The sequence below is a fragment of the Pseudobutyrivibrio sp. YE44 genome (assembly GCF_900104335.1).
Lineage (GTDB): Bacteria > Bacillota > Clostridia > Lachnospirales > Lachnospiraceae > Pseudobutyrivibrio.
On the sequence record NZ_FMXT01000001.1, the window covers coordinates 120,300 to 142,818 of the forward strand.

Annotated in this window: 17 protein-coding genes and 1 pseudogene; 16 read left to right on the forward strand and 2 right to left on the reverse strand. The window is 38.5% G+C overall.

Annotated elements, in window-relative coordinates:
- The first annotated feature begins 144 nt into the window (after positions 1–144).
- The 8 genes and pseudogenes from asnB to BLR54_RS00565 all read left to right on the forward strand — a co-directional run bounded on the left by asnB (position 145) and on the right by BLR54_RS00565 (position 9,640).
- Positions 145–1,731, forward strand: coding sequence for an asparagine synthase B (asnB, locus tag BLR54_RS00530; RefSeq protein WP_090416275.1), 1,587 nt, complete (start codon positions 145–147; stop codon positions 1,729–1,731).
- A 177-nt stretch (positions 1,732–1,908) separates the two neighbouring features.
- Positions 1,909–4,005 carry a glutamine synthetase III family protein gene (locus BLR54_RS00535; protein ID WP_090416276.1) on the forward strand — a complete coding sequence of 699 codons (2,097 nt, stop codon included), beginning with the start codon at positions 1,909–1,911 and terminating at the stop codon, positions 4,003–4,005.
- Between the two features lie 242 nt (positions 4,006–4,247).
- Complete coding sequence (locus BLR54_RS00540; RefSeq protein ID WP_090416277.1) at positions 4,248–5,993, forward strand: ammonium transporter; 1,746 nt, start codon at positions 4,248–4,250, stop codon at positions 5,991–5,993.
- A 154-nt stretch (positions 5,994–6,147) separates the two neighbouring features.
- Positions 6,148–6,876, forward strand: coding sequence for a PilZ domain-containing protein (locus BLR54_RS00545; RefSeq protein WP_176761811.1), 729 nt, complete (start codon positions 6,148–6,150; stop codon positions 6,874–6,876).
- Between the two features lie 20 nt (positions 6,877–6,896).
- Positions 6,897–7,688, forward strand: coding sequence for an HAD family hydrolase (locus BLR54_RS00550; RefSeq protein WP_090416279.1), 792 nt, complete (start codon positions 6,897–6,899; stop codon positions 7,686–7,688).
- A gap of 23 nt (positions 7,689–7,711) precedes the next feature.
- Positions 7,712–8,389, forward strand: a pseudogene (gene larB / locus BLR54_RS00555) (nickel pincer cofactor biosynthesis protein LarB); the annotation flags it as partial.
- Between the two features lie 9 nt (positions 8,390–8,398).
- A complete protein-coding gene (locus BLR54_RS00560; protein ID WP_090416281.1) occupies positions 8,399–9,271 on the forward strand; it encodes a nickel pincer cofactor biosynthesis protein LarC in 873 nt (290 codons plus the stop codon).
- Positions 9,272–9,469: 198 nt separating this feature from the next.
- Positions 9,470–9,640, forward strand: coding sequence for a DUF362 domain-containing protein (locus BLR54_RS00565; RefSeq protein WP_090416282.1), 171 nt, complete (start codon positions 9,470–9,472; stop codon positions 9,638–9,640).
- Between the two features lie 94 nt (positions 9,641–9,734).
- Here the strand turns inward: BLR54_RS00565 and BLR54_RS00570 are convergent, their stop codons facing one another.
- Positions 9,735–10,295, reverse strand: a complete 561-nt coding sequence (locus tag BLR54_RS00570; RefSeq protein WP_090416283.1) for an ECF transporter S component — start codon at positions 10,293–10,295, stop codon at positions 9,735–9,737.
- A gap of 126 nt (positions 10,296–10,421) precedes the next feature.
- On the opposite strand from BLR54_RS00570, the gene BLR54_RS00575 reads away from it, so the two are divergent.
- From BLR54_RS00575 to BLR54_RS00600, 6 genes are all read left to right on the forward strand, one after another.
- Positions 10,422–11,687: an aminotransferase-like domain-containing protein gene (locus BLR54_RS00575; protein ID WP_090416284.1), complete on the forward strand. Its 1,266-nt coding sequence runs from the start codon at positions 10,422–10,424 to the stop codon at positions 11,685–11,687.
- 26 nt (positions 11,688–11,713) lie between these two features.
- Positions 11,714–12,409, forward strand: coding sequence for a precorrin-2 C(20)-methyltransferase (gene cobI, locus BLR54_RS00580; RefSeq protein WP_090416285.1), 696 nt, complete (start codon positions 11,714–11,716; stop codon positions 12,407–12,409).
- Between the two features lie 126 nt (positions 12,410–12,535).
- Positions 12,536–14,794, forward strand: coding sequence for a transporter substrate-binding domain-containing protein (locus BLR54_RS00585; RefSeq protein ID WP_176761812.1), 2,259 nt, complete (start codon positions 12,536–12,538; stop codon positions 14,792–14,794).
- Positions 14,795–14,866: 72 nt separating this feature from the next.
- Entirely contained in the window at positions 14,867–15,550 is a 684-nt protein-coding gene (locus BLR54_RS00590; RefSeq protein ID WP_090416287.1) for an MgtC/SapB family protein, read from the forward strand.
- A gap of 12 nt (positions 15,551–15,562) precedes the next feature.
- A complete protein-coding gene (locus tag BLR54_RS00595; protein ID WP_090416288.1) occupies positions 15,563–16,255 on the forward strand; it encodes an MgtC/SapB family protein in 693 nt (230 codons plus the stop codon).
- A gap of 139 nt (positions 16,256–16,394) precedes the next feature.
- Positions 16,395–19,409: a response regulator gene (locus BLR54_RS00600; RefSeq protein ID WP_090416289.1), complete on the forward strand. Its 3,015-nt coding sequence runs from the start codon at positions 16,395–16,397 to the stop codon at positions 19,407–19,409.
- A gap of 51 nt (positions 19,410–19,460) precedes the next feature.
- Here BLR54_RS00600 and BLR54_RS00605 read toward each other — a convergent pair whose 3' ends face one another.
- Entirely contained in the window at positions 19,461–20,048 is a 588-nt protein-coding gene (locus BLR54_RS00605) for a hypothetical protein (RefSeq protein ID WP_090416290.1), read from the reverse strand.
- A 216-nt stretch (positions 20,049–20,264) separates the two neighbouring features.
- On the opposite strand from BLR54_RS00605, the gene amrS reads away from it, so the two are divergent.
- Both amrS and amrA read left to right on the forward strand, forming a co-directional pair.
- Positions 20,265–21,101, forward strand: a complete 837-nt coding sequence (amrS, locus tag BLR54_RS00610) for an AmmeMemoRadiSam system radical SAM enzyme (RefSeq protein ID WP_090416291.1) — start codon at positions 20,265–20,267, stop codon at positions 21,099–21,101.
- Between the two features lie 31 nt (positions 21,102–21,132).
- Positions 21,133–22,518: an AmmeMemoRadiSam system protein A gene (gene amrA / locus BLR54_RS00615; protein WP_090416292.1), complete on the forward strand. Its 1,386-nt coding sequence runs from the start codon at positions 21,133–21,135 to the stop codon at positions 22,516–22,518.
- The last annotated feature ends 1 nt before the right edge of the window (position 22,519 follow it).

The following is a 22,519-nucleotide window of genomic DNA, read 5'->3' on the forward strand; positions in this document are numbered from 1 at the left end:
AAAAAACTTGTTGACAACCGCTTTACAAAGTTTTATTATTCATATCAATAAAAAACACGAACGACAAAGGCGTCGAGATAGAAACGAAAGTTTCGTCTCGGCGCCTTTTTGTTTTAGTAAAAAAATGGGAAGGAAAAAAGATTTATGTGTTCTATTATGGCTCTAAGCAAATGCCACATTGGAATGAAGGATTTCGAAGCGGCATTTTCTAAAACACTATCTAGAGGACCAGATATGCAACGAGTGATTACTGCAAATGATTCGGTCCTTGGATTCCAAAGATTGTCAATCATGGGTTTGACTGAAGCAGGTATGCAGCCCTTTGAGTTGGATGGCAATTATGCAATCTGTAATGGAGAATTGTATGGCTTCAAGCCAGTTAGGGAAGAACTTAAGGCTGATGGATATAAATTCTTAAGTGATAGCGATTGCGAAATCATCCTTCCTATGTATCGCAAATACGGATTAGGAATGTTTGCAAAGCTTGACGCAGAATATGCAATGGTTATCTACGACAAAGAGTTAGATGATCTTGTGGCTGCAAGAGATCCAATCGGAATTAGACCCTTGTTTTATGGCTATGACAGTGAAGGTGCAATAATGTTTGCATCAGAAGCAAAGAATCTGGTTGGTCTTACTGATGAGGTTAAGCCATTTCCACCAGGACATTATTATTTCAAAGGAAAGTTCATTTGTTATAGAGATTTAGCTAAGAGACAGGCTTATAGCAAGGATGGAGTTGAAGAGGCGGCAGCCAAAATTAAGAAGCTTTTAGTTTCAGGTGTTGAAAAGAGACTTGATGCAGATGCTCCTGTAGGATTCCTTCTTTCCGGCGGACTTGATTCTTCATTGGTTTGTGCAATTGCTCAAAAGATGATGGATAAGCCAATCAAAACATTTGCCATTGGAATGAATGAAGATGCAATCGACTTAAAATATGCAAAAGAGGTTGCTGATTATATCGGTTCTGAGCATCACGAAATTATCATCAACAAGGACATAGTGCTTGAAAGTCTTGAAGAAGTTGTAGCAGCTCTTGGAACCTTTGATATAACAACCATTCGAGCTTCCATGGGAATGTATTTAATCTGCAAAGGAATAAAAAAGCAGTTCCCAGATATTAGAGTTCTTCTTACTGGAGAGATTTCAGACGAGATATTCGGATACAAATATACAGACTTTGCTCCTAATGCAGAGGAGTTCCAGAGAGAGGCAGAGAAGAGACTTAGAGAGCTTTATATGTACGATGTACTTAGAGCTGACAGATGTATTTCAGTTCACTCTATGGAAGCAAGAGTTCCATTTGGAGATTTAGCCTTTGTGGATTATGTAATGAGCATTAATCCTGAAATAAAGATGAATAAGTATAACAAAGGAAAATACTTGTTAAGACATGCATTCGAGGGAGACGATTACTTGCCTTATGACATTCTCTTTAGAGAGAAAGCAGCATTTTCCGATGCAGTTGGACACTCAATGGTTTATTACTTAAAAGAATATGCAAACAGTGTCTATTCAGATCAGGATTTAGAAGATGCAAAACGTAAATACGAATATCGCACACCATTCACAAAGGAATCTCTATTATATAGAGATTTGTTTGAAAAATACTATCCAGGTCAGGCACACATGATTGTGGACTTCTGGATGCCTAATAAAAATTGGGAAGGTTGCGATGTGGACGACCCATCAGCCCGTGTGCTATCCAATTACGGAGCGTCGGGAATTTAATAATCGTGTATAAGCTAACTTGATTGATTCCTAGATTATTTCAAGGAATTCATTTACTAGAATGAATTTACCTGATGTATAACTAATTATTTCAATGAATATAGTGAAAACGATATTGAAATAATTAAGTTATACACAGGTAAATGGGATAGATTAATAGAAACATGGAGGATAATTATGGAAAAGAAAGTTACAGAAGTATTTGGTAGCATGGTTTTTAATGATGAAACCATGAAAGAGCGTCTTCCTAAGGATGCCTACAAGGCCCTTAGAAATACAGTAGAAGAGGGAAGACCTCTTGATAGAGATTTGGCAAATGTAATTGCTCATGCTATGAAGGAATGGGCTATAGAGCTTGGTGCTACACATTTTACACATTGGTTCCAACCAATGACAGGTGTAACTGCTGAAAAGCATGACTCATTCATCCAGCCAGATGCAGGCGGACGAGTGATTATGACATTCTCAGGCAAGGAGCTTATTAAGGGTGAGCCTGATGCATCTTCTTTCCCATCAGGTGGTCTTAGAGCTACTTTCGAGGCAAGAGGATATACAGCTTGGGATCCTACAAGCTACGTATTTATTAAAGATGATACACTTTGCATTCCAACAGCTTTCTGTTCATACTCAGGTGAGGCACTTGATAAGAAGACACCACTTCTTCGTTCTATGGAAGCTTTGGACAAGGCAGCAGTTAAGGTATTAAAGCTCTTCGGTCATGATGAAGTTAAGAGAGTTATCACAACAGTTGGACCAGAGCAGGAATACTTCCTTATTGATACAGAGATGTACAACAAGCGTCCTGATTTAATTTACTGTGGACGTACATTATTTGGAGCAAAGCCTCCAAAGGGACAGGAACTTGAGGATCATTATTTTGGAACTATTAAACCAAGAGTTTCTGCATTTATGAAAGAGTTAGACGAGGAGTTGTGGAAGCTTGGTGTACTTGCTAAGACAAAGCACAACGAGGTTGCTCCTGCGCAGCATGAGCTTGCACCAGTATTCTCAACCACTAATATAGCTACAGACCACAATCAGCTTACCATGGAGATGATGAAGGTGGTAGCTCAGCGACACGGTATGACATGTCTACTGCATGAGAAGCCTTTTGCAGGCGTCAATGGATCGGGCAAACACAACAACTGGTCTATATCAACTGACACCGGAGTAAACCTACTTGAACCAGGCGCTACTCCTTCCCAGAACGCTCAGTTCTTGCTTTTCCTCACCGCAGTTATCAAGGCTGTTGACGAGTATCAGGAATTACTCCGCGTGTCTGTTGCATCTGCTGGTAATGATCACAGACTTGGCGCTAACGAGGCACCACCAGCAATCATCTCAATGTTCCTTGGTGACGAGCTTGAGGCAATTGTAAAGTCAATCATCGACGGAACAGATTACACGGACATTAAGAAGCAGAAGATGACAGTTGGTTCTGATGTTATCCCAAGTATTTCAAAGGATACAACAGATAGAAACAGAACATCACCATTTGCTTTCACAGGAAATAAATTTGAGTTTAGATCTCTTGGTTCTACAGCTTCTATCTCTGGTCCAAACATTGTTCTTAACACAATTGTTGCAGAGGAATTAGAGAAGTTTACTGCAGAGCTTACAGGAAAGGCTGATTTCGAAAAGGCACTTGGAGAGCTTCTTAAGAGAGAGCTTACAGCACATCAGAGAATTATCTTCAATGGTAACGGATACTCAGAGGAGTGGGTAAAGGAAGCAGAGAGAAGAGGACTTGCAAACCTTAAGTCTACAGTGGATGCTCTTCCAGCTTTTATCGCTGACAAGTCTATCGATGTATTTACAAAGCATAACGTATTTACGAAGGAAGAGCTTTACAGCCGCTATGATATTCTTCTTGAGAACTATTATAAGGTACTTGATATCGAGGCACTTACGCTTGATTCAATGGTTAAGAAGGACATCATGGCAGCAGCAAGTGATTATCAGTACACACTTGCAGAGACACTTAATGCTAAGGCAGCAACTGGTCTTTCTGTAGATTCAACAGTAGAGAAGAAGCATCTTGAGAAGGCTTCAAAGCTTACTTTTGAAATGGATTCAAGACTTGAAAAGCTTGAGGCAGATATCGAGAAGGCTAAGGAGCTTTCAGATACTTATGAGCTTGCTAAGTTCCACCACGATGTTATCTTTGCAGATATGAATGAAGTAAGAGAGGTTGTAGATGAGCTTGAGACAGTAGTTCCAAGTGATATCTGGCCATATCCTACATATGGAGAGATCTTATATTCGGTGAAATAATACCCCTCATCAGTCAGCTAAAGCTGACAGCTTTTTCTCCGCTTCCGCTCCGGTCGGCTCGGATCAGAGGTCCACTGGACCTCTCTCGCCCCCAGGGGGAAGCCAGAGAATGAGCCTTCCCCTTAAGGGGAAGGGGGACCGCTTGCGGTGGATGAGGTGTTATATTAGCACAATGGAGTGCAGTTTAAAGTAGAGATGCTTTAGACTGCACTTTTTTTAATAAAAACTAGGAGGAAAATATTATGGAAGAGTACACAAGTTTATTATTTGGTGTGTGGTTCCTTATAGGAGCTGCACTGGTTTTCTGGATGCAGGCAGGCTTTGCAATGGTTGAGGCTGGCTTTACCAGAGCAAAAAATACAGGAAACATCATTATGAAAAACTTAATGGATTTCTGTATTGGAACAGTAATGTTCATTGTATTAGGTTTTGGTCTTATGCTTGGAGAGGATTGTCTCTTTGGTTTAGTAGGTAGACCAACACTTGGAATTTTTACAAACTATGCTTCTTTTGATTGGAGCAACTTTGTATTTAACCTTGTGTTCTGTGCTACAACAGCAACAATCGTTTCTGGTGCTATGGCAGAGCGTACAAAGTTTGTTAGCTACTGTGTTTATTCAGGAATTATTTCACTTGTAATTTATCCAATCGAGGCTCACTGGATTTGGGGTGGTGGCTGGCTTGCACAGCTTGGTTTCCACGATTTTGCAGGTAGCTGTGCTATTCATATGGTTGGTGGTATCTGTGCTCTTATCGGTGCAAAGATTCTTGGACCTCGTATTGGTAAGTTTTCACACGACAGCAAAGGTCGTATTTCAAAGGTAAATGCTTTCCCAGGTCACAACATTGCTCTTGGTGCACTTGGTGTATTTATTCTTTGGCTTGGCTGGTATGGCTTCAACGGTGCTGCAGCAACATCTTTAGAGCAGCTTGCTTCAATTTTTGTTACAACAACAATTGCTCCTGCAGTTGCTACTTGTACAACAATGGCTTTCACATGGATTAAGTTTGGTAAGCCAGATGTATCAATGTCATTAAATGCTTCACTTGCAGGTCTTGTAGCTATCACAGCCCCATGCGACGTTACAGATGCTTTCGGTGCTATTGTAATTGGTGTTGTTGCAGGTTTCCTTGTAGTATTTGGTGTATGGCTTCTTGACTATAAGCTTCATATTGATGATCCAGTTGGTGCTGTTGCAGTTCACATGATGAATGGTATCTGGGGAACAATTGCAGTTGGTTTATTTGCTACACCTTCAGCTCCAGCAAGTGAGCTTACAGGTCTTTTCTATGGCGGTGGCTTCAAGCTTTTAGGTTTACAGCTTCTTGGTGTTCTTTCAGTAGGAGCATGGGCTGCTGTTACAATTACAATTTCATTTTCTGTTATTAAGGCTACTATCGGTCTTCGTGCTTCAGCTGAGGAAGAAATCGTTGGTCTTGATAGAACGGAGCATGGTCTTCCATCAGCATATTCAGGCTTTAACATGCTTGAGGACGACTTCGATACAGATGAGTATGATGATGAGACAGCATCACTTATTACAGAGACTCTTGAGGCTGCTGGACTTGCAAGCCCTGATGAGGCAATTGAGGTTGAATATGCGCCTTCACAGATTACATCTGCAGGCAGACCTCGTATGACAAAGGTTGAAATCCTTTGTAAGGAGCGTAACCTTGAGAAACTTAAGAATGCACTTCTTAAGCTTGGAATTACAGGTATGACAGTTTCACACGTAATGGGCTGTGGCGTACAGAAGGGTGCACCAGAGTATTACAGAGGTGTTGCTTTGGAGCCATCATTACTTCCAAAGATTCGTGTAGACGTAGTAGTATGCAAGGTTCCAGTTAAAGAAGTAATCGAAACAGCTAAGAAGGTTCTTTATACAGGTCACATTGGTGATGGTAAGATTTTCGTATACGACGTAGAGCAGGTTGTAAAGATTCGTACAGGCGAAGAAGACTTTGCAGCTCTTCAGGATGTAGAATAATAACTAATTAATTTCAGTAAAAACAAATTTCTCGTTTCAAACAAAACAACGTTCAGATTGGCTTCCACTTTTTGGTGGAAGCCTTTTGTTTACATGGAAATTTAGGTAACGTATAATGATTATGGGGATTGTTAACGTAAGAATGGGGGTTCTTATGAGGATATCGGAAATCACTTCTGCAAATAAGCCTTATATTCGTATTACAAAAGGTAAGAAAAAGGTAGATGTTCCTATTGTTCCTAAGGTCGTGGCGGTACCACCTAGCAAATTAGGTCTGAGAAAATTTGCTTTTTTAGGTTGCGATAATATCAAGGTCACCTTTAAAGGTAAGACTGTGAGACTCAATTGGGCCTTTAATCACAATCGAATGACCCTATATTGTACAGGAGGGCATAAGGCCTACAGCTGGAACAATGTTAAGGTTGCCACAATCAATTCTAGTAAAGGCAAAAGAGAGCATCTTATTGTCTGCAGACGAGAATTTGGTGATGAGACAGAACGCAGAAGATATAAGAGATATCCTATAATTAGAAAAATCAAAGTCACCCAAGGGGACTACAGTTTTATGGCCTCTACAGCAGATATTTCCTATGGCGGAGTGGGAATTTCAGTTAAGAGAAATACAAGGGTTATCCCTAGTGAACCTCTCGTAATTGATTTTGGGGATTCCACTATAATCAGTGCCCGTCTGGTTAGAACTGTATTTAAAGAAGATGGTAGTGAATTGCTAGGTTGTCACATCTCAAAGGGCTATAAGTTCGAGATGATGAAAATAGTAAATCATGATGAAGCTGTGGCGGAATCCTTGAAAGTCAAAGAAAAAGAAAATAAAAAGGATACTGACAAAGGGTGGACTGAAGGCGAAATTAAGCGTTGGCACTGATTAGAATTGGAGACAGATTTATGATTAAGCTTATTACATCAGATGTAGATGGAACCCTAGTAAAGGATTCATCTCCGGAAATATATCCTGAGATGATTGATATGATAAAGAAGCTTCGTCAGCAGGATATTATTTTTTGTATAGCCACTGGCAGACAGGTTTCAAGTGTTAAAAGAATGTTTAGCGAAGTGGCAGATGACTTAATTATCATGGCTGACAACGGTGCGCATATTCAGTGCCGAGAAAAGGATATTCATGTTGCAAAGATGAATCCTGATTATATAGAAGAATTGGTTACTGATCTTAGAGCCTTTGATGATTGCGAGATTCTCTGCGAGGCTCCAGGTTTATCGTACTTGGAATCAAAGAATCAGGATTACATCGATTTTATTCAGAATCAGTATCGCTTTGATATTAAGCTTGTGGATGATGTACTTAAGGAAGCTAAGGATATTATCAAGATTTCTATTTTCAGAAGACCATCCATCAGAAGCATTGGAGAGGATATTCTTATTCCTAAGTGGAAGGATAGACTTAAGGTAACAATGGCAGGAGAGGATTGGGTAGATTTTATGGATACCTCTGTGGATAAGGGAAATTCTCTCAAGTTTGTTCAGGAATTCTATGGAATCACACCAGAGGAAACTATGGTATTTGGTGACAATAATAACGATATTGGAATGCTTAAGAGAGCAGCTGAAAGCTACGCAGTATCCACAGCTCCAGATATTGTAAAGGCAAGTGCAAATCACATTTGTCCTCCTTGGATGGAAAAGGGTGTATATCAGGTTTTAAAGGAAACTTTCGGCTAGATTTTAATACAGAGTGAGAATGGGAAATGGAGTTTGCAAACTTAGATTTTGATAGAAAGAGGCGCACAGGTTTTCCTGAGGTGGTTTTTTGTCAGGGGAAGGATGACAGCTTTTTAGTTGATATTTATAAAAAGCTTTATGATAGAGACGGCTGTGTCTTTGGTACTAGAGCCACTGAGCATCAGTTTGAGCTAATAAGGGCTAGTATGTCAAAGGCAGAATACGACAGAGTCAGCCGTATACTAAAGGTGCCCGCAGCAAATCACAGTGAAATAGAATTGGTTGGAAACATTGCTGTTGTCACTGCAGGAACAGCAGATATTCCAGTGGCAGAGGAAGCAGCCATGACAGCTGAGTATTTTGGCTCAAAGGTTAGCAGAGTTTACGACGTTGGAGTAAGCGGTGTTCACAGACTTCTAGACAAAAGAGAAATCATTGATGAAGCTAACTGTGTAGTGGCAGTGGCTGGTATGGAAGGTGCACTGGCTTCTGTTTTGGGAGGGCTTGTTAGTAAGCCTATTATTGCGGTGCCTACAAGTGTTGGATATGGTGCCAACTTTGGCGGTTTATCAGCGCTTCTTACAATGATAAATTCCTGTGCAAACGGAATATCTGTGGTGAATATTGATAATGGCTACGGTGCAGGTTATATTGCCACCCAGATAAATCGACTAGCAGTAGGTGAAAAAAACGATAAATAGGGAGATGGGATGAAGGCATTATATTTTGAGTGTAGTTCAGGTATTAGTGGGGATATGACAGTAGGAGCCCTACTTGATTTAGGCGCAGATGTTCAGGTGCTAAACAAGGCGCTTTCTTCTATCAAGGCAGAGGGCTTTCAAACAAGGATTTCAAAGGTTGAAAAATCTGGTCTTAGGTGTGTGGATTTTGATGTGATTTTGGATGAGGATCATGATGGCCATGATCATGATATGGAATATCTTTATGGCCATACACACAATCACGAGAGTCATGATAATCATAACCATAATCATGACGAGCATTCACATACCCATGAGGCTCAGCCTCATGACGAACATCATAAGCACCATCATGAAAAGCATCATCACCGTGGTCTAAAAGAAATAAATGATATTATTTCATCAGTAGACATGACAGATGGTGCTAGAAATATTTGTAATAATATTTTTCAAGTATTGGCTGAGGCAGAGTCCAAGGCACACGGAGTTCCTGTGGACCAAGTTCATTTTCACGAGGTTGGAGCAATAGACTCTATAGTGGATATTGTTTCTATTTCAGTTTGTCTGGATAACATAGGAATTGATAAGGTATTTGTTCCAAAGCTTACAGATGGGCAAGGAACTGTACGCTGTCAGCACGGGATTCTTCCAGTTCCAGTACCTGCTGTTTTAAACATAGTTAACGCTGCTGATATTCCAATAGAAATTACAGAGACAAAGGGAGAGCTTGTTACCCCAACAGGCGCAGCCACAGTAGCTGCTGTAAGAACCAGCGAACAATTGCCAGAGTCCTTTAACGTGGAAGGAGTAGGCATGGGGGCAGGAAAAAGAGACTATGGATTATCCGGAATCCTTAGAATTATGAAAATCAATTATTATTAGGTTAGTTACATTGGAAATGTGTACACAATTTTGACTCAAATTAGTTCATTTAGACGGATGTTAGTCTAATAAAACTTGAAAATGCACTAGTTTAGGTACAATAATAATTGTTCTTGATTTGGACACAATTATATTGTAATATCAACTTACTTAGTAATTGATAGTTTTTATCAAAAAGATTTTAAGGAGGATTTAATTATGGCATACGTTATTTCTGATTCATGCGTTTCATGTGGTACATGTGAGCCTGAGTGTCCAGTAGGCGCTATTTCACAGGGCGATTCACAGTTCAACATTGATGCTGACGCTTGTGTATCATGTGGTACATGCGCTGGTGTTTGCCCAACAGGTGCTATCTCAGAGGGCTAATTAGTTTAATAACTAAACTAGAAATCCGGTAAAATAAGAAGGAGCTCGTAATGAGCTCCTTTTTCGTGCGTAAAATTATTTATATAAAGCTGTATTAAATAAGCTTTTTTAGAATAGGGTAGAGTACAAAGGCGAAAATGACGCCGAATACTGCCTGAATCAGGTTTGGAATAATTCCTGCTAATGAAGCAATCACACCAGCTGAAAGGCTGGTATTATTTACCACTGAAAGCATAAAGATTTCAAAAAGGAAATATCCAAGAACCATAACTGCTTCACCGAAGATACCCCCAAGAATAGTACTAGGAATTTCTTTCTCTTTAAATATTTTTGTGAAGAACTTAAAAGCATAGAAGCCTACAAGAGCAGTAAGCCCTTTGATAATAAAGGTGGCTGGAACATATATAAAGTATCCTCCGATTAAATCTGAAAGAGCGCTTCCGATTCCTGCGGCTAAGCCGCCCCATAAAGGGCCAAGTAACAATCCTGATAAAAGAACAAAACCATCACCAGGGTGGATATAGCCATTTGTTGGGGTTGGTATTTTTATAATCATGGTACTGACACAAGTGAGTGCTGCCATTAATGCTGCAAAGATAAGTCGTTTGGTTTGGTCGTGATTAATAGCTTTAACTGAAGTTGTTGTGTTATTCATTTTGTGCCTCCTTATTTCCATAAATTCAAGCAAAAAGCCTTTTACTTTTCCTAAGTTGGAGATATAATAGCACCAAACTGATACTAAAAAAATGCTCAATATTATATATTTTTTAGGGGACAGATTATGAAAGTCTATGAAACAGTATATAACTATTATTTAGATTTGATGAAGTCCGGTGATTTGAAGGCAGGAGATAGAATGCCATCATTAAGAGAGTGCGAAAGAACACTAAGTGTCAGTCGAACCTCTGTTGAAAATGCTTATCTTCAGCTGGCTGCAGATGGATATATTTATTCTGTGGAAAAGGTAGGTTATTTTGTTACAGACCTGGCTACTAAAATTGATACTCAGGAAAAAGGCACCATCTTAAAAGAAAAGCCAAAGGACTATAAATATGATCTTGCAACCATAGGAGAGGATAAACAGGTTTCTTGTCTTAATATGTGGCGCCGGTACATGAAATCAGCCTTAAGACAGGAGGATAGATTGCTATCTTATGGTGACTATCAGGGGGAGCGCGATCTTAGAATAGAAATTGCAAATTATGTTAGAAAGCGAAGAAATATAATTTGTTCAGAAGATGATATTGTTATTGGGGCAGGCTTTCAGAATTTGCTTCAAATACTCATAGCTCTTATTCCAGGAGAAAAATCAATATCATTTCCCACCAGAGATTTCTTTGATGGTGCTACAACCTTTAAAAACGCAGGCTTTCAGGTCAGCTACCGAAACAAGGAGAGCCACGTAATCTATGTTACCCCTTCTTACATGACAAAATGGGGCGAGGTTATGACTATAAAAAGAAGACATGAGCTTTGTGAGCATGCTATCAAAAATAATCATTTGATTATTGAGGATGATTATCAGAATGAGTTTGTTTTTTCTTCGAAACCTACACCAAGTCTCTACGCCTTAAACGGAGGAGTAAATACAGCCTTTCTAGGCTCATTTTCAAGAGTTTTGCTGCCTAGCGTAAGAATAAGCTTTATAATATTACCAAAGGGTGTGAAACAGGAATATAACTCTATAAAAAAAGCTTATAATCAAACAGCATCAAAGGCGGAACAGATAGCCCTAGCCCAGTTCCTTAGAGATGGTCATCTGAACCGTCATATAAAGAAGATGAGACGTTTATACGAAGAAAAGCGTATGGTTATGGAGGCTTCCATCCTAAAGAATCTTTCAGATAAGGGAGAAATCCTAAAGGGTGAAAGTGGCATGGAATTGGGCATAAGAATAAATAAAAAGAGCGTTTTTGAAAAGATAATAAAGAAGCCAGTTTCTGTTGGAATACTGGATAATACAAAGGATAATTCCACCTTGTTATTATCCTGCAGTAAGATTGATGTTGATGATATAGATAAGGCAGTCTCTCTTTTATTAGAGTAGTAAAAAATGTTTAGGAGGAAGCCACTATGATGGGTGTGTTATATGGTATAGGAGTTGGGCCAGGAGATTCGAAGCAGCTTACCCTAAAAGCGGTAGAAGCAATAAAGGAAGCGGATGTTATTTGTTTGCCAAAGGCAGATAAGGATAAATGCAGAGCTTACCAAATAGCACTTGGTGCAGTGCCAGAGCTTAGATATAAAAAGATTTTAAGCTATGAATTCGAGATGACTAAGGATGAAGCTGCTCTAGAGGAAATGCACAAGGATTTTTATCAGAAATATAAGGCCCTTGTAAAAGAAGGATATAACATTGGCTTTTTGACCATTGGTGATCCAACAATTTATTCCACCTTCGGGTACATAATGAAGCTTGCAAAAGCAGATGGGATTGAAGTGGAAATCATTAATGGAATTACATCCTTCTGTGGTTCGGCTGCTGCCAGTGGTATTCTCCTGTGCGAAGGCGAGGAGGATGTTCATATTATTTCTGGGCAGAAGGATATTGATGAGGCCCTTAAGCTTTCTGGAACAAAGGTAATAATGAAAAGCGGAAAGCAGGTAGCAAAGATAAAGGAAAAGCTTCTTGCGCTTGAAAATCAAGGGGAGATTTCCGTGTGGGCAGTTGCAGATTGTGGCATGGAAACAGAACAAATCTTCAGAGGAGCAATGATGATACCTGATGACAGCAAATATATGCTGACAATTATTGTTAAAGAGTGCTAGAATTGCTACAATAAGGGCAATAAAGTAGATTAGAAGGGTTTTATAAACTTTTTTATAAGTATTCATGAATACATACAGGGGGAATATAAAAAAGTGTTTCGTGATTGTGCTGCTTTAAAAAAATCATTGTTAATTATTTTGGGCTTTGTATTACTTGTTTCACAAAGCCCTGTTTTTGCGTCTGCAAAAAATAACGATGAAGAAAAGGTTGTAAGGGTTGGCTACTACGAGAATGAAATATTTGAGGAGGGAGCTGAAGAGGGCGCAGTCAAGACCGGCTATGCTTACGAATACTATATGAAGATTTCTGAGTACACAGGTTGGAGATATGAGTATGTGTACGGAAGTTATAGCGAATTGTATCGTATGCTTCTTAAGGGAGATATCGATTTGTTGGCAGGCTTGGCCTATAAAGAAGACAGAGAAAAGGTAATAAGCTATCCGGAATTAGCAATGGGAAGCGAAGCCTATGTGTTGGTAAAAAATGTAAATAATACGGGCATAACAGGTGACCCAGCCACCTTGAATGGACATACAATTGGAGTGCTTAATAATGCTTTGCTAGACGCTATTAAACAATATTTGATTGAGCATAGTATAGATGCAAATCTAATTATTTATGGTGACAATGAAAAACTAATGGCTGACTTTGATGCGGGAGTTATTGATGTTTTCGCAGCTGAAGGAAGCGGTACAAATGCCAGAAATAATACGGAAGTACTTTTTGCTTTTGGACACACTGACTACTATATGTGTGTCAATAAAAAAGAGACAACTATACTTAGTGAATTAAACGATGCACAGTCTCACTTATATAGTGACGAGCCATATTATCTTAGCACTTTAAATGCAAAGTATTATGCCTCAAGTCTTTCCTCGCAAGCATTGTCTACAGTTGAAAGAGATTGGATTAGTTCTCATGATAAGATTCACGTGGGTTATCTAAATAATTATTTACCATACAGCGACACAGATTCCAAGGGACAGGCAAAGGGAATTGTTAAAGAGGTTATTCCTCATATATTGTCCTCCCTTAAATTGGATGACATAAATGTGGTATATAAGGGCTATGACAATTATGATGATATGATAGCAGCCATAGATTCAGAAGAAATTGATGTAGCCTTTCCTGTTGCAGGTGGTCTTTATTATTCCGAGGAAAATGGAATATATCAGTCAAATGCTTTGTTATCATCTAGTACTGATTTGATTTATAGGGATGTTGTTATTTATCCAGACAAAGCAAAGTTTGCCATCAATAAAAACAATAGGATGCAGTTTTACTATGTAAAGAATACTTATCCTGAAGCAGATATTTATTACTACGACAGTATTGAAGATTGTCTGGAGGCTGTTTTGTCTAAAGAGGTGGACTGTACCACACTTAATGGTGTGAGAGGTAATGCCATCCTCAAGAATTCTGCCTACAAAAAACTGTCCCTTAGACAGTTGTCCGCTACTGACGATAGATGCTTTGGTGTGAAGATTGGAAACGAGGGAGTTCTTCGTTTGCTTAATCGTGGTATACATATTCTTGGGAATGATTATGCTGAGAACCTGGCATACAGATATACGGATCAATTATATAATTATTCTGTATCAGATTTTATAAGAGATTACTTTTATATTTTTCTTTTGATTATTATATTTATAGTTGTGTTATCCTTGGTTCTTGTTTCACAAAAGCTTAAACTGGCCAATGAAATGAATGAAAGGCTTATTGGTGAAAACAATGCCAAGATTAATTTCATTAACAATATGGCCAACATAATTAGAGGTCCTGTTAAAGAGGTTGCAGAGGGTGCTGATGAGGAGGAGGCCCATCGATTGCTTTCTATTGTTGATGATGTAATTGATATGAGCAACTTTGATAATGGAGTGGTTACCCTTAGTGAGGATAAGGTAAATATACCAGGACTTATAAAGTGCATAGATGACAAACTTCGTGATGATGCTATCAACAAAAATGTCGAGCTGACAATTAAAATGAATGATATTAAAAATAAATACATCATTGCAGATAAAGCTCGACTGGCTCAGGCCCTTATGAATATTCTTTCGAATACAATTAATGTTTCACCAAAGGGTGGACACGTTCAAATGTTGGTAGAAGAGCAAAAATGCAGCAATCCAAGAATTACCAACATGATTTTTACAATAAAAGCAGATGCCAATGTTATTTGTGAGGAATTCCTAAAGAATGCTTTTGATATTTTCTCTAAGGAGAAAACTACTCTTGAGGATGAGGTTGGACCAGCTTTAAGCCTTGCAGTTTCAAAGAATATCATTGACTTAATGGGTGGAAATATTGATTTAAACACTCAAAAGGATACAGGTTGCCAGGTTATTGTTAAGGTGCCAGTAAAGATAAATTATGGAATATAGAATATAGAATGAAAGCTAGAAGCTGAGGCTTCTAGCTTTTATGGAAATTAACGTAAGTTAGGGGGAGGTCGTATGCCACATATTCTATTAGATAACATGAATTTTGAGTGCGCTCTAAGGCTGTTTGTAGCAGGAGTATGTGGTGCACTTGTTGGAATAGAAAGAACACACAGGAACAAAGGTGCCGGTATTAAGACTCACGTGTTTGTTGCTATTGGTGCTGCCTTGTTTGTTATTATTTCTAAATACGGATTTGCGGATTATGTTTTTATAGAAAACACAGGAGTGGATGTTTCCCGTGTTGCTGCAAACATTGTATCAGGAGTGTCCTTCTTGGGTGCAGGTATTATCTTCCTGAGGGGTGGCAGTGTACATGGTCTTACTACCGCCGCAGGAGTGTGGGTTACCGCAGCTATCGGAATGGCTGTGGGAGCAGGTATGTACATCCTTGGTGGAGTGGGTACGCTGATGGTACTATTAGTTCAATACTTTATGCACAAGGGGCTCCTTAGTGATATGGGAAACGTGGTGACCAGCAAAATTGTGGTTTCTATGAATGATGATCCAAAGGAGTTTGCTGATTTGCAGAGCATGCTTAAGAGTCGAAACATTGAGATTTATGGTAGTCACATAAAGCGACATAAGGATAATTCCTTGACCTATTCTTTGGATGTAAAGATTCCACCTAATCTTTCTACTAGAGAGCTATTAGCCCTTATAAAAGAAAGCTCCAATATAAAGTCGATTGGATTCTAAGGAGGGCTAAGTATGGTAAACGTATTATTTAAAAATAGCTTTGAACTAGAGGTTATTGTAAGACTGGCCTTTGCTTTGATTAGCGGTTTTCTTCTTGGAATAGAACGTAGCTATCATGGAAAGGCGGCAGGAATCAGAACCTATATGCTAGTTGGTATTGGAGCCTGCATGTTTGCTGCAGCTTCCAAATATGGATTTGTGGATATGCTTACCCTTGGAGAGCGTGCAGATGTTTCCAGAGTAGCATCAAATATTGTTACAGGTGTATCCTTCCTGGCAGCTGGTGCTATCTATTTTAAAAGAGAGAAGGTTACAGGACTTACCACCGCAGCAGGTATTTGGGTTATGGCAGCTATAGGCACGGCTTATGGTTGTGGAATGTACATTGTAGCCACAGTTGCAACCCTATATTTATTTGGAATCCAGACACTTCTGAAGGATAAGATGACAAAACGCCTTCATGTAAAGGTTCCTAATAAAGTGGATATCCTTATGGATTCAACCGAGAAATGTTTGAATCGCGTGCTTTCTGTTTTTGAAGAATATAATATAGACGTGGAAAACACCGGGATAAAACGTCAAAAGGGTGATTTGTTTTTCTATAGCTTTGAAATTAGTATACCGGAGACCACCACAACCCTTGATGTGGTAAATGCTCTGGCTTCTTTAAAAAATGTTCAATCTGTGGACATGGGATTGACCTAAAAGGCTGGATGAATCCTATTTATTATTATCACAAAGAAATAAAGATTTATTCACAGAATAACGAATAATAGCATCTTTTCTTATGTTAAAGTAAGAAGGGATGCTATTTTTATTGTTTGTATGAACAAGGGGAAATGTCATGGCTACAGGAAACCAGGTATACACAGTTAAGGTATTTACAAGTGGAAGCAAGCTAAACAAGCTTGTTGGTTCTATTGTACTTTTGGTTTTAGGATTAGGCTTTTGCTATATATCGTCTTCACATGGTGGCGATTACTTTACCAATTCTGGTACAGAGGTTGTAGCAGGCTTTTATCTGCTGCCTACATTGCTTCTTGCAGGTCTCTATGGTTATCTTGTTTCTTTCTTTATTTTTTTAGTTGGCTTTATTATTACCCTTTGCGTCAATATGAATAACGCCTATTCCATGGTTATATATATGGCGGCGATTCTTTGTTTTTCGCTGTGTAGCCAGGATTTATATTTTAAAAAGCTGTGGAAGACAATTGTTACGTGTACTATAACCTTTATATTTATAACCTTTAACAATTTTTTATGTTTCAGTGCAGTAGCAAACATGAATTATAAGTTGCATAATTACTTTTCTACCAATTTTTACACATATAAAGAAATCATTGCAATTTATGGCACAGGCTTGTTACTGTATTTGTTTTTTAATTATGCTCCTGACAAGTGGAAGTATTGTTTTCCTTTGGGAGTGGTCTACTTAAAAGATAATCCTGGTGTAAATGATATTTGGAGAAAGCTTAGAAAAACTAGGGTTAGTGTAAAAATTACGGCTACAATTATACTTGTGGAAATTGTGCTAGGGATTGGTGTTGCCGTATTTATGATGGTACTTTTCCCAGATATAAAAAAGGTATTTACCACCCGTCAAAGAGATTTAAATAATTCGGAGAGTGTACAAACAGAGCAAATGGTAACGGATTTGGAAAATATGGATTTTCGCATTGATAATGCCATGATTTCCTTTGATGTTAAAATGATTATGCTTATGCTTTGTGCAGGTGTCCCACTGGCAGGTTTTGCAAATTTTTATACTAAAAGCTTTATTGCTGGCCCTCTTGGAGAAATGTCCGATTTTATGGCAAGCTACGCTACGGCATCAGATGATGACAAGATTATTTACGGTCACAACATAGATGATATTGTAGTAAATTCACACGACGAGATAAGAGTTATGTATGAAGCTGTTCATGAGACGGTTTATGAGATGGAGGCTTTCATCCAAAGACAGGAGGAACGACAGCAAATTGAGTCGGATTTGGAGGTTGCAAGGCGTGCTAGCGAAGCAAAATCCAGCTTCCTATCAAATATGTCCCATGAAATTCGAACTCCTATAAATGCAGTTCTTGGTATGGATGAGATGATTCTTCGTGAATCCAAGGATGAAGAAATTCTGGGATATGCTTCTGATATTAAAAGGGCTGGAACAAATCTTCTTAGAATAGTAAATGATATCCTTGATTTTTCTAAGATTGAAGCAGGGAAAATGGAAATCATACCTGTTGAATATGAGCTCTCTTCGGTGCTAAATGATTTGGTAAACATGATAAAAAATCGTGCCGAAGAAAAAGGGTTAAAAATAATTGTAAATGTTGATCCTACCATTCCTCATTTACTTTTCGGAGATGAGATACGATTAAAGCAGATTATCACTAATATTCTCACCAATGCAGTAAAATACACAGAAAATGGTGGTATTGTTTTAGGCATCAAATGGAAGGCCTGTTCAATAGAAGAAATACAGGCACTTGATGAAAATATTATTGAACAATTAGATAAAAACTGTAGGGCAAAGGGGAATATTACCTTGGAGGTTTCTGTAGAGGATACGGGAATTGGTATAAAGCCTGAGGACATGGACAAGCTCTTTAATTCCTTTGAGCGTGCGGATGAAAAGAGAAATCGTACCATTGAAGGTACAGGGCTTGGTATGAGTATTACTACAAATCTTCTTAGTTTGATGGGAAGTAAGCTTGAAGTCCAGAGTGATTATGGTGTTGGTTCGAAATTTAGCTTTGATATTGTTCAAAGAATAGTGGATGAAAAGCCAATAGGAGAGTTCTCTCAGAATCTGATAAAATCAGAAGTTATCGCATCAAACTATAGAGAAAGCTTTATAGCTCCAGATGCAAGCTTGCTTGTGGTTGATGACACTGAAATTAATCTAACAGTATTTAAGAATCTTCTTAAACAGACACAGGTTAACATATATACCGCAAACTCAGGCTTCGAATGTCTTGAAATGATTAAGGAACGTAAATACGATATTATCTTCTTAGACCATCGTATGCCTGAGATGGATGGTATAGAGTGTCTTCAGTTGATTAAGGCAGATAAAGATGGAATCAATAATTCCACTCCAGTAATTGCTCTTACAGCGAATGCTGTTTCTGGTGCAAGGGAAATGTATTTGGATGCAGGTTTTGATAATTATCTTACAAAACCAATTTCTGCAGATTTATTAGAAGAAATGATAGTTGAGTTGCTCCCTGAAGATTTGGTACAAAAAAGAGATGAGAGTCTCGAAGAAATCAGTGAAGAAGAATTGCCAGATTGGATGGAGAAACTTCCATTTATAGAGCCTGAGCTTGGAGTAGTAAACTGTGGAGGAAACGAATCTTATCTATATGCCCTTCATGCTTATATGGATGCACTTGAGGATGTACAAAATGATATTAAATCAGCCTTGGAGGAGGACAGAATTAAAGATTATACTACAAAGGTTCATGCTTTAAAGAGCTCTTCTAAAATCATTGGGGCTATGGAGATTGGCTCGCTTGCTGAAGAACTGGAAAAGGCAGGCAATGACAATAATCTTGATGCCATAAATTCCTACACTGATCAGCTGTTAAGCTATCACAAGGCATTAGGTGTTGCACTGAAGCGATATATGAAATCGGAGGATTCGGCGGAAGATAAGCCTGAGATTACAAGGGATAAGCTTAAGGAGGCCTATGATGCCCTTAAAGAAATAGGAATGCTCTTTGATTATGACAGTGCGCAGTCGATAATTGAAGTGTTAGAGGATTATAGGATGCCAGAGGATGAAGCTGAAAAGTATGAGGCTATAAAGAAGGCTTTGAACAATGCAGATTGGGAAGAGCTAAATAAGCTTATGAGTGAATAAGAGATAGGCGTAAAAAAAGCAGCACAGTAGTGCTGCTTTTTAGTATGTTTATTAGCCTCTGCCACATACAACCTGGTAAGTGATTACTTCATCATTAGCGAAAGTAAAGTAGATGCTGAAACCATCATCATAGATGTAATTAAGGTGGTGTCCATCCTCATCATCGTACTCACAAATAACTTCACCATATGCGTTCTTTACTTCGTCTAAAGTAGAACCAATAGTGATTCCCTTGTTAGTCTTGTATCTATCAGATACACACTTGAACTCAACAATTTCTTTCTTTCCATCTGTTTCAGAATATGTAACTGAAATGTCATCAAAAGTGTCTGTATGGAAATCGCCATCAGCAGAAGTATCTGTAGGATCACCAAACTCTTCCTTAAGTCTGTTAAGAACTTCGTCACCGTCGTCCATAACTGAAATGCTAATGTCAAATACATCGCTTGAAATAGTAGTTTCAGCTTTTGGATCCTCAACTGTTAAGCCTGTGCTACCATCTTCCTCTACACAGCAAATGTCACAATCGCTACATCCTTCATTAGTATTGTAGAAATCATCATCCTGGCTCTTGCCACAAGCCACGATTGATAATCCCATAAGCATTGTTATCATTGTTACTAAAAACTTTTTCTTCATTTCAAAATCTCCTTAATTAGTCAACTGTATTATTTGTAGTAATACGGTTATAACACTCTACAAACCGCTTGTCAACATAATAATCAAAAAGAGGATAAGATTATAGTATAAAACGCCTAAAGAATTCTAAAGATGTCCTCAAAATAGCTCTAGCGGGAATTATTTCCTTTCTTTATAATTAAGTAAGGGAATGAAATTTATTTTAGGGGGACCGTTTTGGCAGAGTGTAAGGTTTGTTACAGACATTGTAAAATAGATGAGGGGAACTACGGTTTTTGTGGAGTTCGAACTTGTAAGGATGGTGTTGTGGTTCCTGAGAATTATGGGCGCCTTACAGCAATTGCTCTCGATCCAATTGAGAAGAAACCACTTAACAGATTTTATCCTGGTAGCAAGATTCTATCAGTGGGGAGTTATGGCTGTAATCTTAGATGTCCTTTCTGCCAAAATTCTGATATATCCTGGTCAGATGAAGTTGCGATTAGCAAACAAGAATCCAGATATGTTTTACCAGAGGAATTGTCAGAGCTTGCTGAAGAACTGAAGCCAAAAGGAAATATTGGAGTAGCCTTTACCTACAATGAACCACTTATATCATACGAGTACATATTGGATACAGCCAAGCTTTTAAAACAAAAGAATTTAAAAGTAGTAATGGTTTCAAATGGCATGGCAGATACATCTACAGTAGGAGAGTTATTCCAGTATGTGGATGCTATGAATATAGATTTAAAAGGCTTCACAGATTATTACTATCAGGATTTATTAAAGGGAAATCGTCAGATGGTAATGGATTTTATAGAAGAGGCTGTGAAGCATTGTTATGTGGAACTGACCACGCTAATAATTCCAGGGGAAAATGATTCGGAAGAGGAAATCTCTAATCTCAGTAAGTGGATTAGCGAGTTAGATAAAGATATTCCACTTCATTTATCTAGATTCTTCCCGAGATTTAAGATGACAGATAGAGATGCCACTTCCGTGGATTGGATTTATCATTTAAAAGATGTTGCTGAACAGAATTTAAAATACGTATATACGGGGAATTGTTAATGTTTTAGATGCGTTTTATGGAGGAGAAAAAATGGGGATTTTAGCTGCATTTATGGTGCCTCATCCACCGATGATTGTGCCAGAAATAGGTAAAGGTTCAGAAGAGTGTGTTAGGGAAACTATAAATTCTTATGAGAAGGTGGCAGATGAAATAGCAGAGCTTAAGCCTGAGACAATTATCATAACCAGCCCTCATAGTGTAATGTACTCAGACTATTTTCATATTTCACCTAGAAAGGGCGCAAAGGGCTCCTTTGCAAATTTTAGAGCGCCACAGGTTTCTTTTCAGGAAGATTATGATGAAGAGCTGAGAGATAAGATTTGCGATTTATGTGAGGAAATAGACTTCCCAGCAGGATTATTGGGAGAACATAATCCTGAGCTAGATCATGGAACCATGGTGCCCCTTTGGTTCATTAGAAATAAATATAAAGAGGGCAGAATAATTCGTATTGGATTGTCAGGTCTAGGCCTTGTAGAACATTATGCCTTGGGGGAGCTTATTCAAAAGGCTGTAGAAGAAACAGGAAGAAAAGTGGTTTTTATAGCAAGTGGAGATTTGTCACATAAGTTGCAGGAAAATGGTCCATATGGTTTTGCAAAGGAAGGTCCCATCTATGATTCAAAAATAATGGATGTGGCTGGTCGTGCAGCCTTTGGGGAAATGCTTGAATTTAGTGAGGATTTATGTGATAAAGCAGCTGAGTGCGGACATCGCTCCTTCGTAATAATGGCAGGAGCATTAAACGGTCTCAAGGTGGAGGTTAAGGTATATTCTCATCAGGATGTAACAGGCGTTGGTTATGGAATAGCATCTTTTTATCCTAAAGGGAAAGATGTTAGCCGCAATTTCCGTGAAAGCTATTTAAGTAAGTTAAGGGATGAATTGAGTGAGATTTCAAAGAATTCTGACGCTTATGTTCAGTTGGCTAGAAAGTCACTTGAATCATATATCTTAAATAGACAGGTAATAAGTGTTCCTGATGACCTTCCATCAGAGATGCTTTCAAAACAAGCGGGAGCCTTTGTGTCTATACATAAGGCTGGTCGACTTCGCGGGTGCATTGGCACAATACTTCCTACTACAGAAAATGTGGCAGTAGAAATAATAAACAACGCTATTAGTGCATCCACAAGGGATCCACGTTTTGATCCAATTAGACCGGAGGAATTGCCATTTCTTGAAATCAATGTAGATGTATTAGGTGACCCAGAGGATATTTCTGGTCCAGAGAAGTTGGATGTTAGAAGATATGGTGTAATTGTAAGCTCCGGAAATCGTAGAGGATTATTGCTTCCTGATCTGGATGGTGTAGACACCGTTGAACAGCAGATCTCCATAGCTCGTCAAAAAGGTGGAATATCACCGGATGAAAAAGTAAAACTACAGCGTTTTGAAGTGGTAAGACATGTATAAT

Coding starts and splice junctions, on each gene's coding strand:
- BLR54_RS00550 (WP_090416279.1), top strand. CDS start 6,897: ATGATTAAGCTTATTACATCAGATGTAGATGGAACCCTAGTAAAGGAT.
- BLR54_RS00605 (WP_090416290.1), bottom strand. CDS start 20,048: ATGAAGAAAAAGTTTTTAGTAACAATGATAACAATGCTTATGGGATTA.
- BLR54_RS00570 (WP_090416283.1), bottom strand. CDS start 10,295: ATGAATAACACAACAACTTCAGTTAAAGCTATTAATCACGACCAAACC.
- BLR54_RS00545 (WP_176761811.1), top strand. CDS start 6,148: ATGAGGATATCGGAAATCACTTCTGCAAATAAGCCTTATATTCGTATT.
- BLR54_RS00535 (WP_090416276.1), top strand. CDS start 1,909: ATGGAAAAGAAAGTTACAGAAGTATTTGGTAGCATGGTTTTTAATGAT.
- amrA (WP_090416292.1), top strand. CDS start 21,133: ATGGGGATTTTAGCTGCATTTATGGTGCCTCATCCACCGATGATTGTG.
- BLR54_RS00575 (WP_090416284.1), top strand. CDS start 10,422: ATGAAAGTCTATGAAACAGTATATAACTATTATTTAGATTTGATGAAG.
- cobI (WP_090416285.1), top strand. CDS start 11,714: ATGATGGGTGTGTTATATGGTATAGGAGTTGGGCCAGGAGATTCGAAG.
- BLR54_RS00590 (WP_090416287.1), top strand. CDS start 14,867: ATGCCACATATTCTATTAGATAACATGAATTTTGAGTGCGCTCTAAGG.
- BLR54_RS00560 (WP_090416281.1), top strand. CDS start 8,399: ATGAAGGCATTATATTTTGAGTGTAGTTCAGGTATTAGTGGGGATATG.
- BLR54_RS00600 (WP_090416289.1), top strand. CDS start 16,395: ATGGCTACAGGAAACCAGGTATACACAGTTAAGGTATTTACAAGTGGA.
- BLR54_RS00565 (WP_090416282.1), top strand. CDS start 9,470: ATGGCATACGTTATTTCTGATTCATGCGTTTCATGTGGTACATGTGAG.
- BLR54_RS00540 (WP_090416277.1), top strand. CDS start 4,248: ATGGAAGAGTACACAAGTTTATTATTTGGTGTGTGGTTCCTTATAGGA.
- BLR54_RS00595 (WP_090416288.1), top strand. CDS start 15,563: ATGGTAAACGTATTATTTAAAAATAGCTTTGAACTAGAGGTTATTGTA.
- asnB (WP_090416275.1), top strand. CDS start 145: ATGTGTTCTATTATGGCTCTAAGCAAATGCCACATTGGAATGAAGGAT.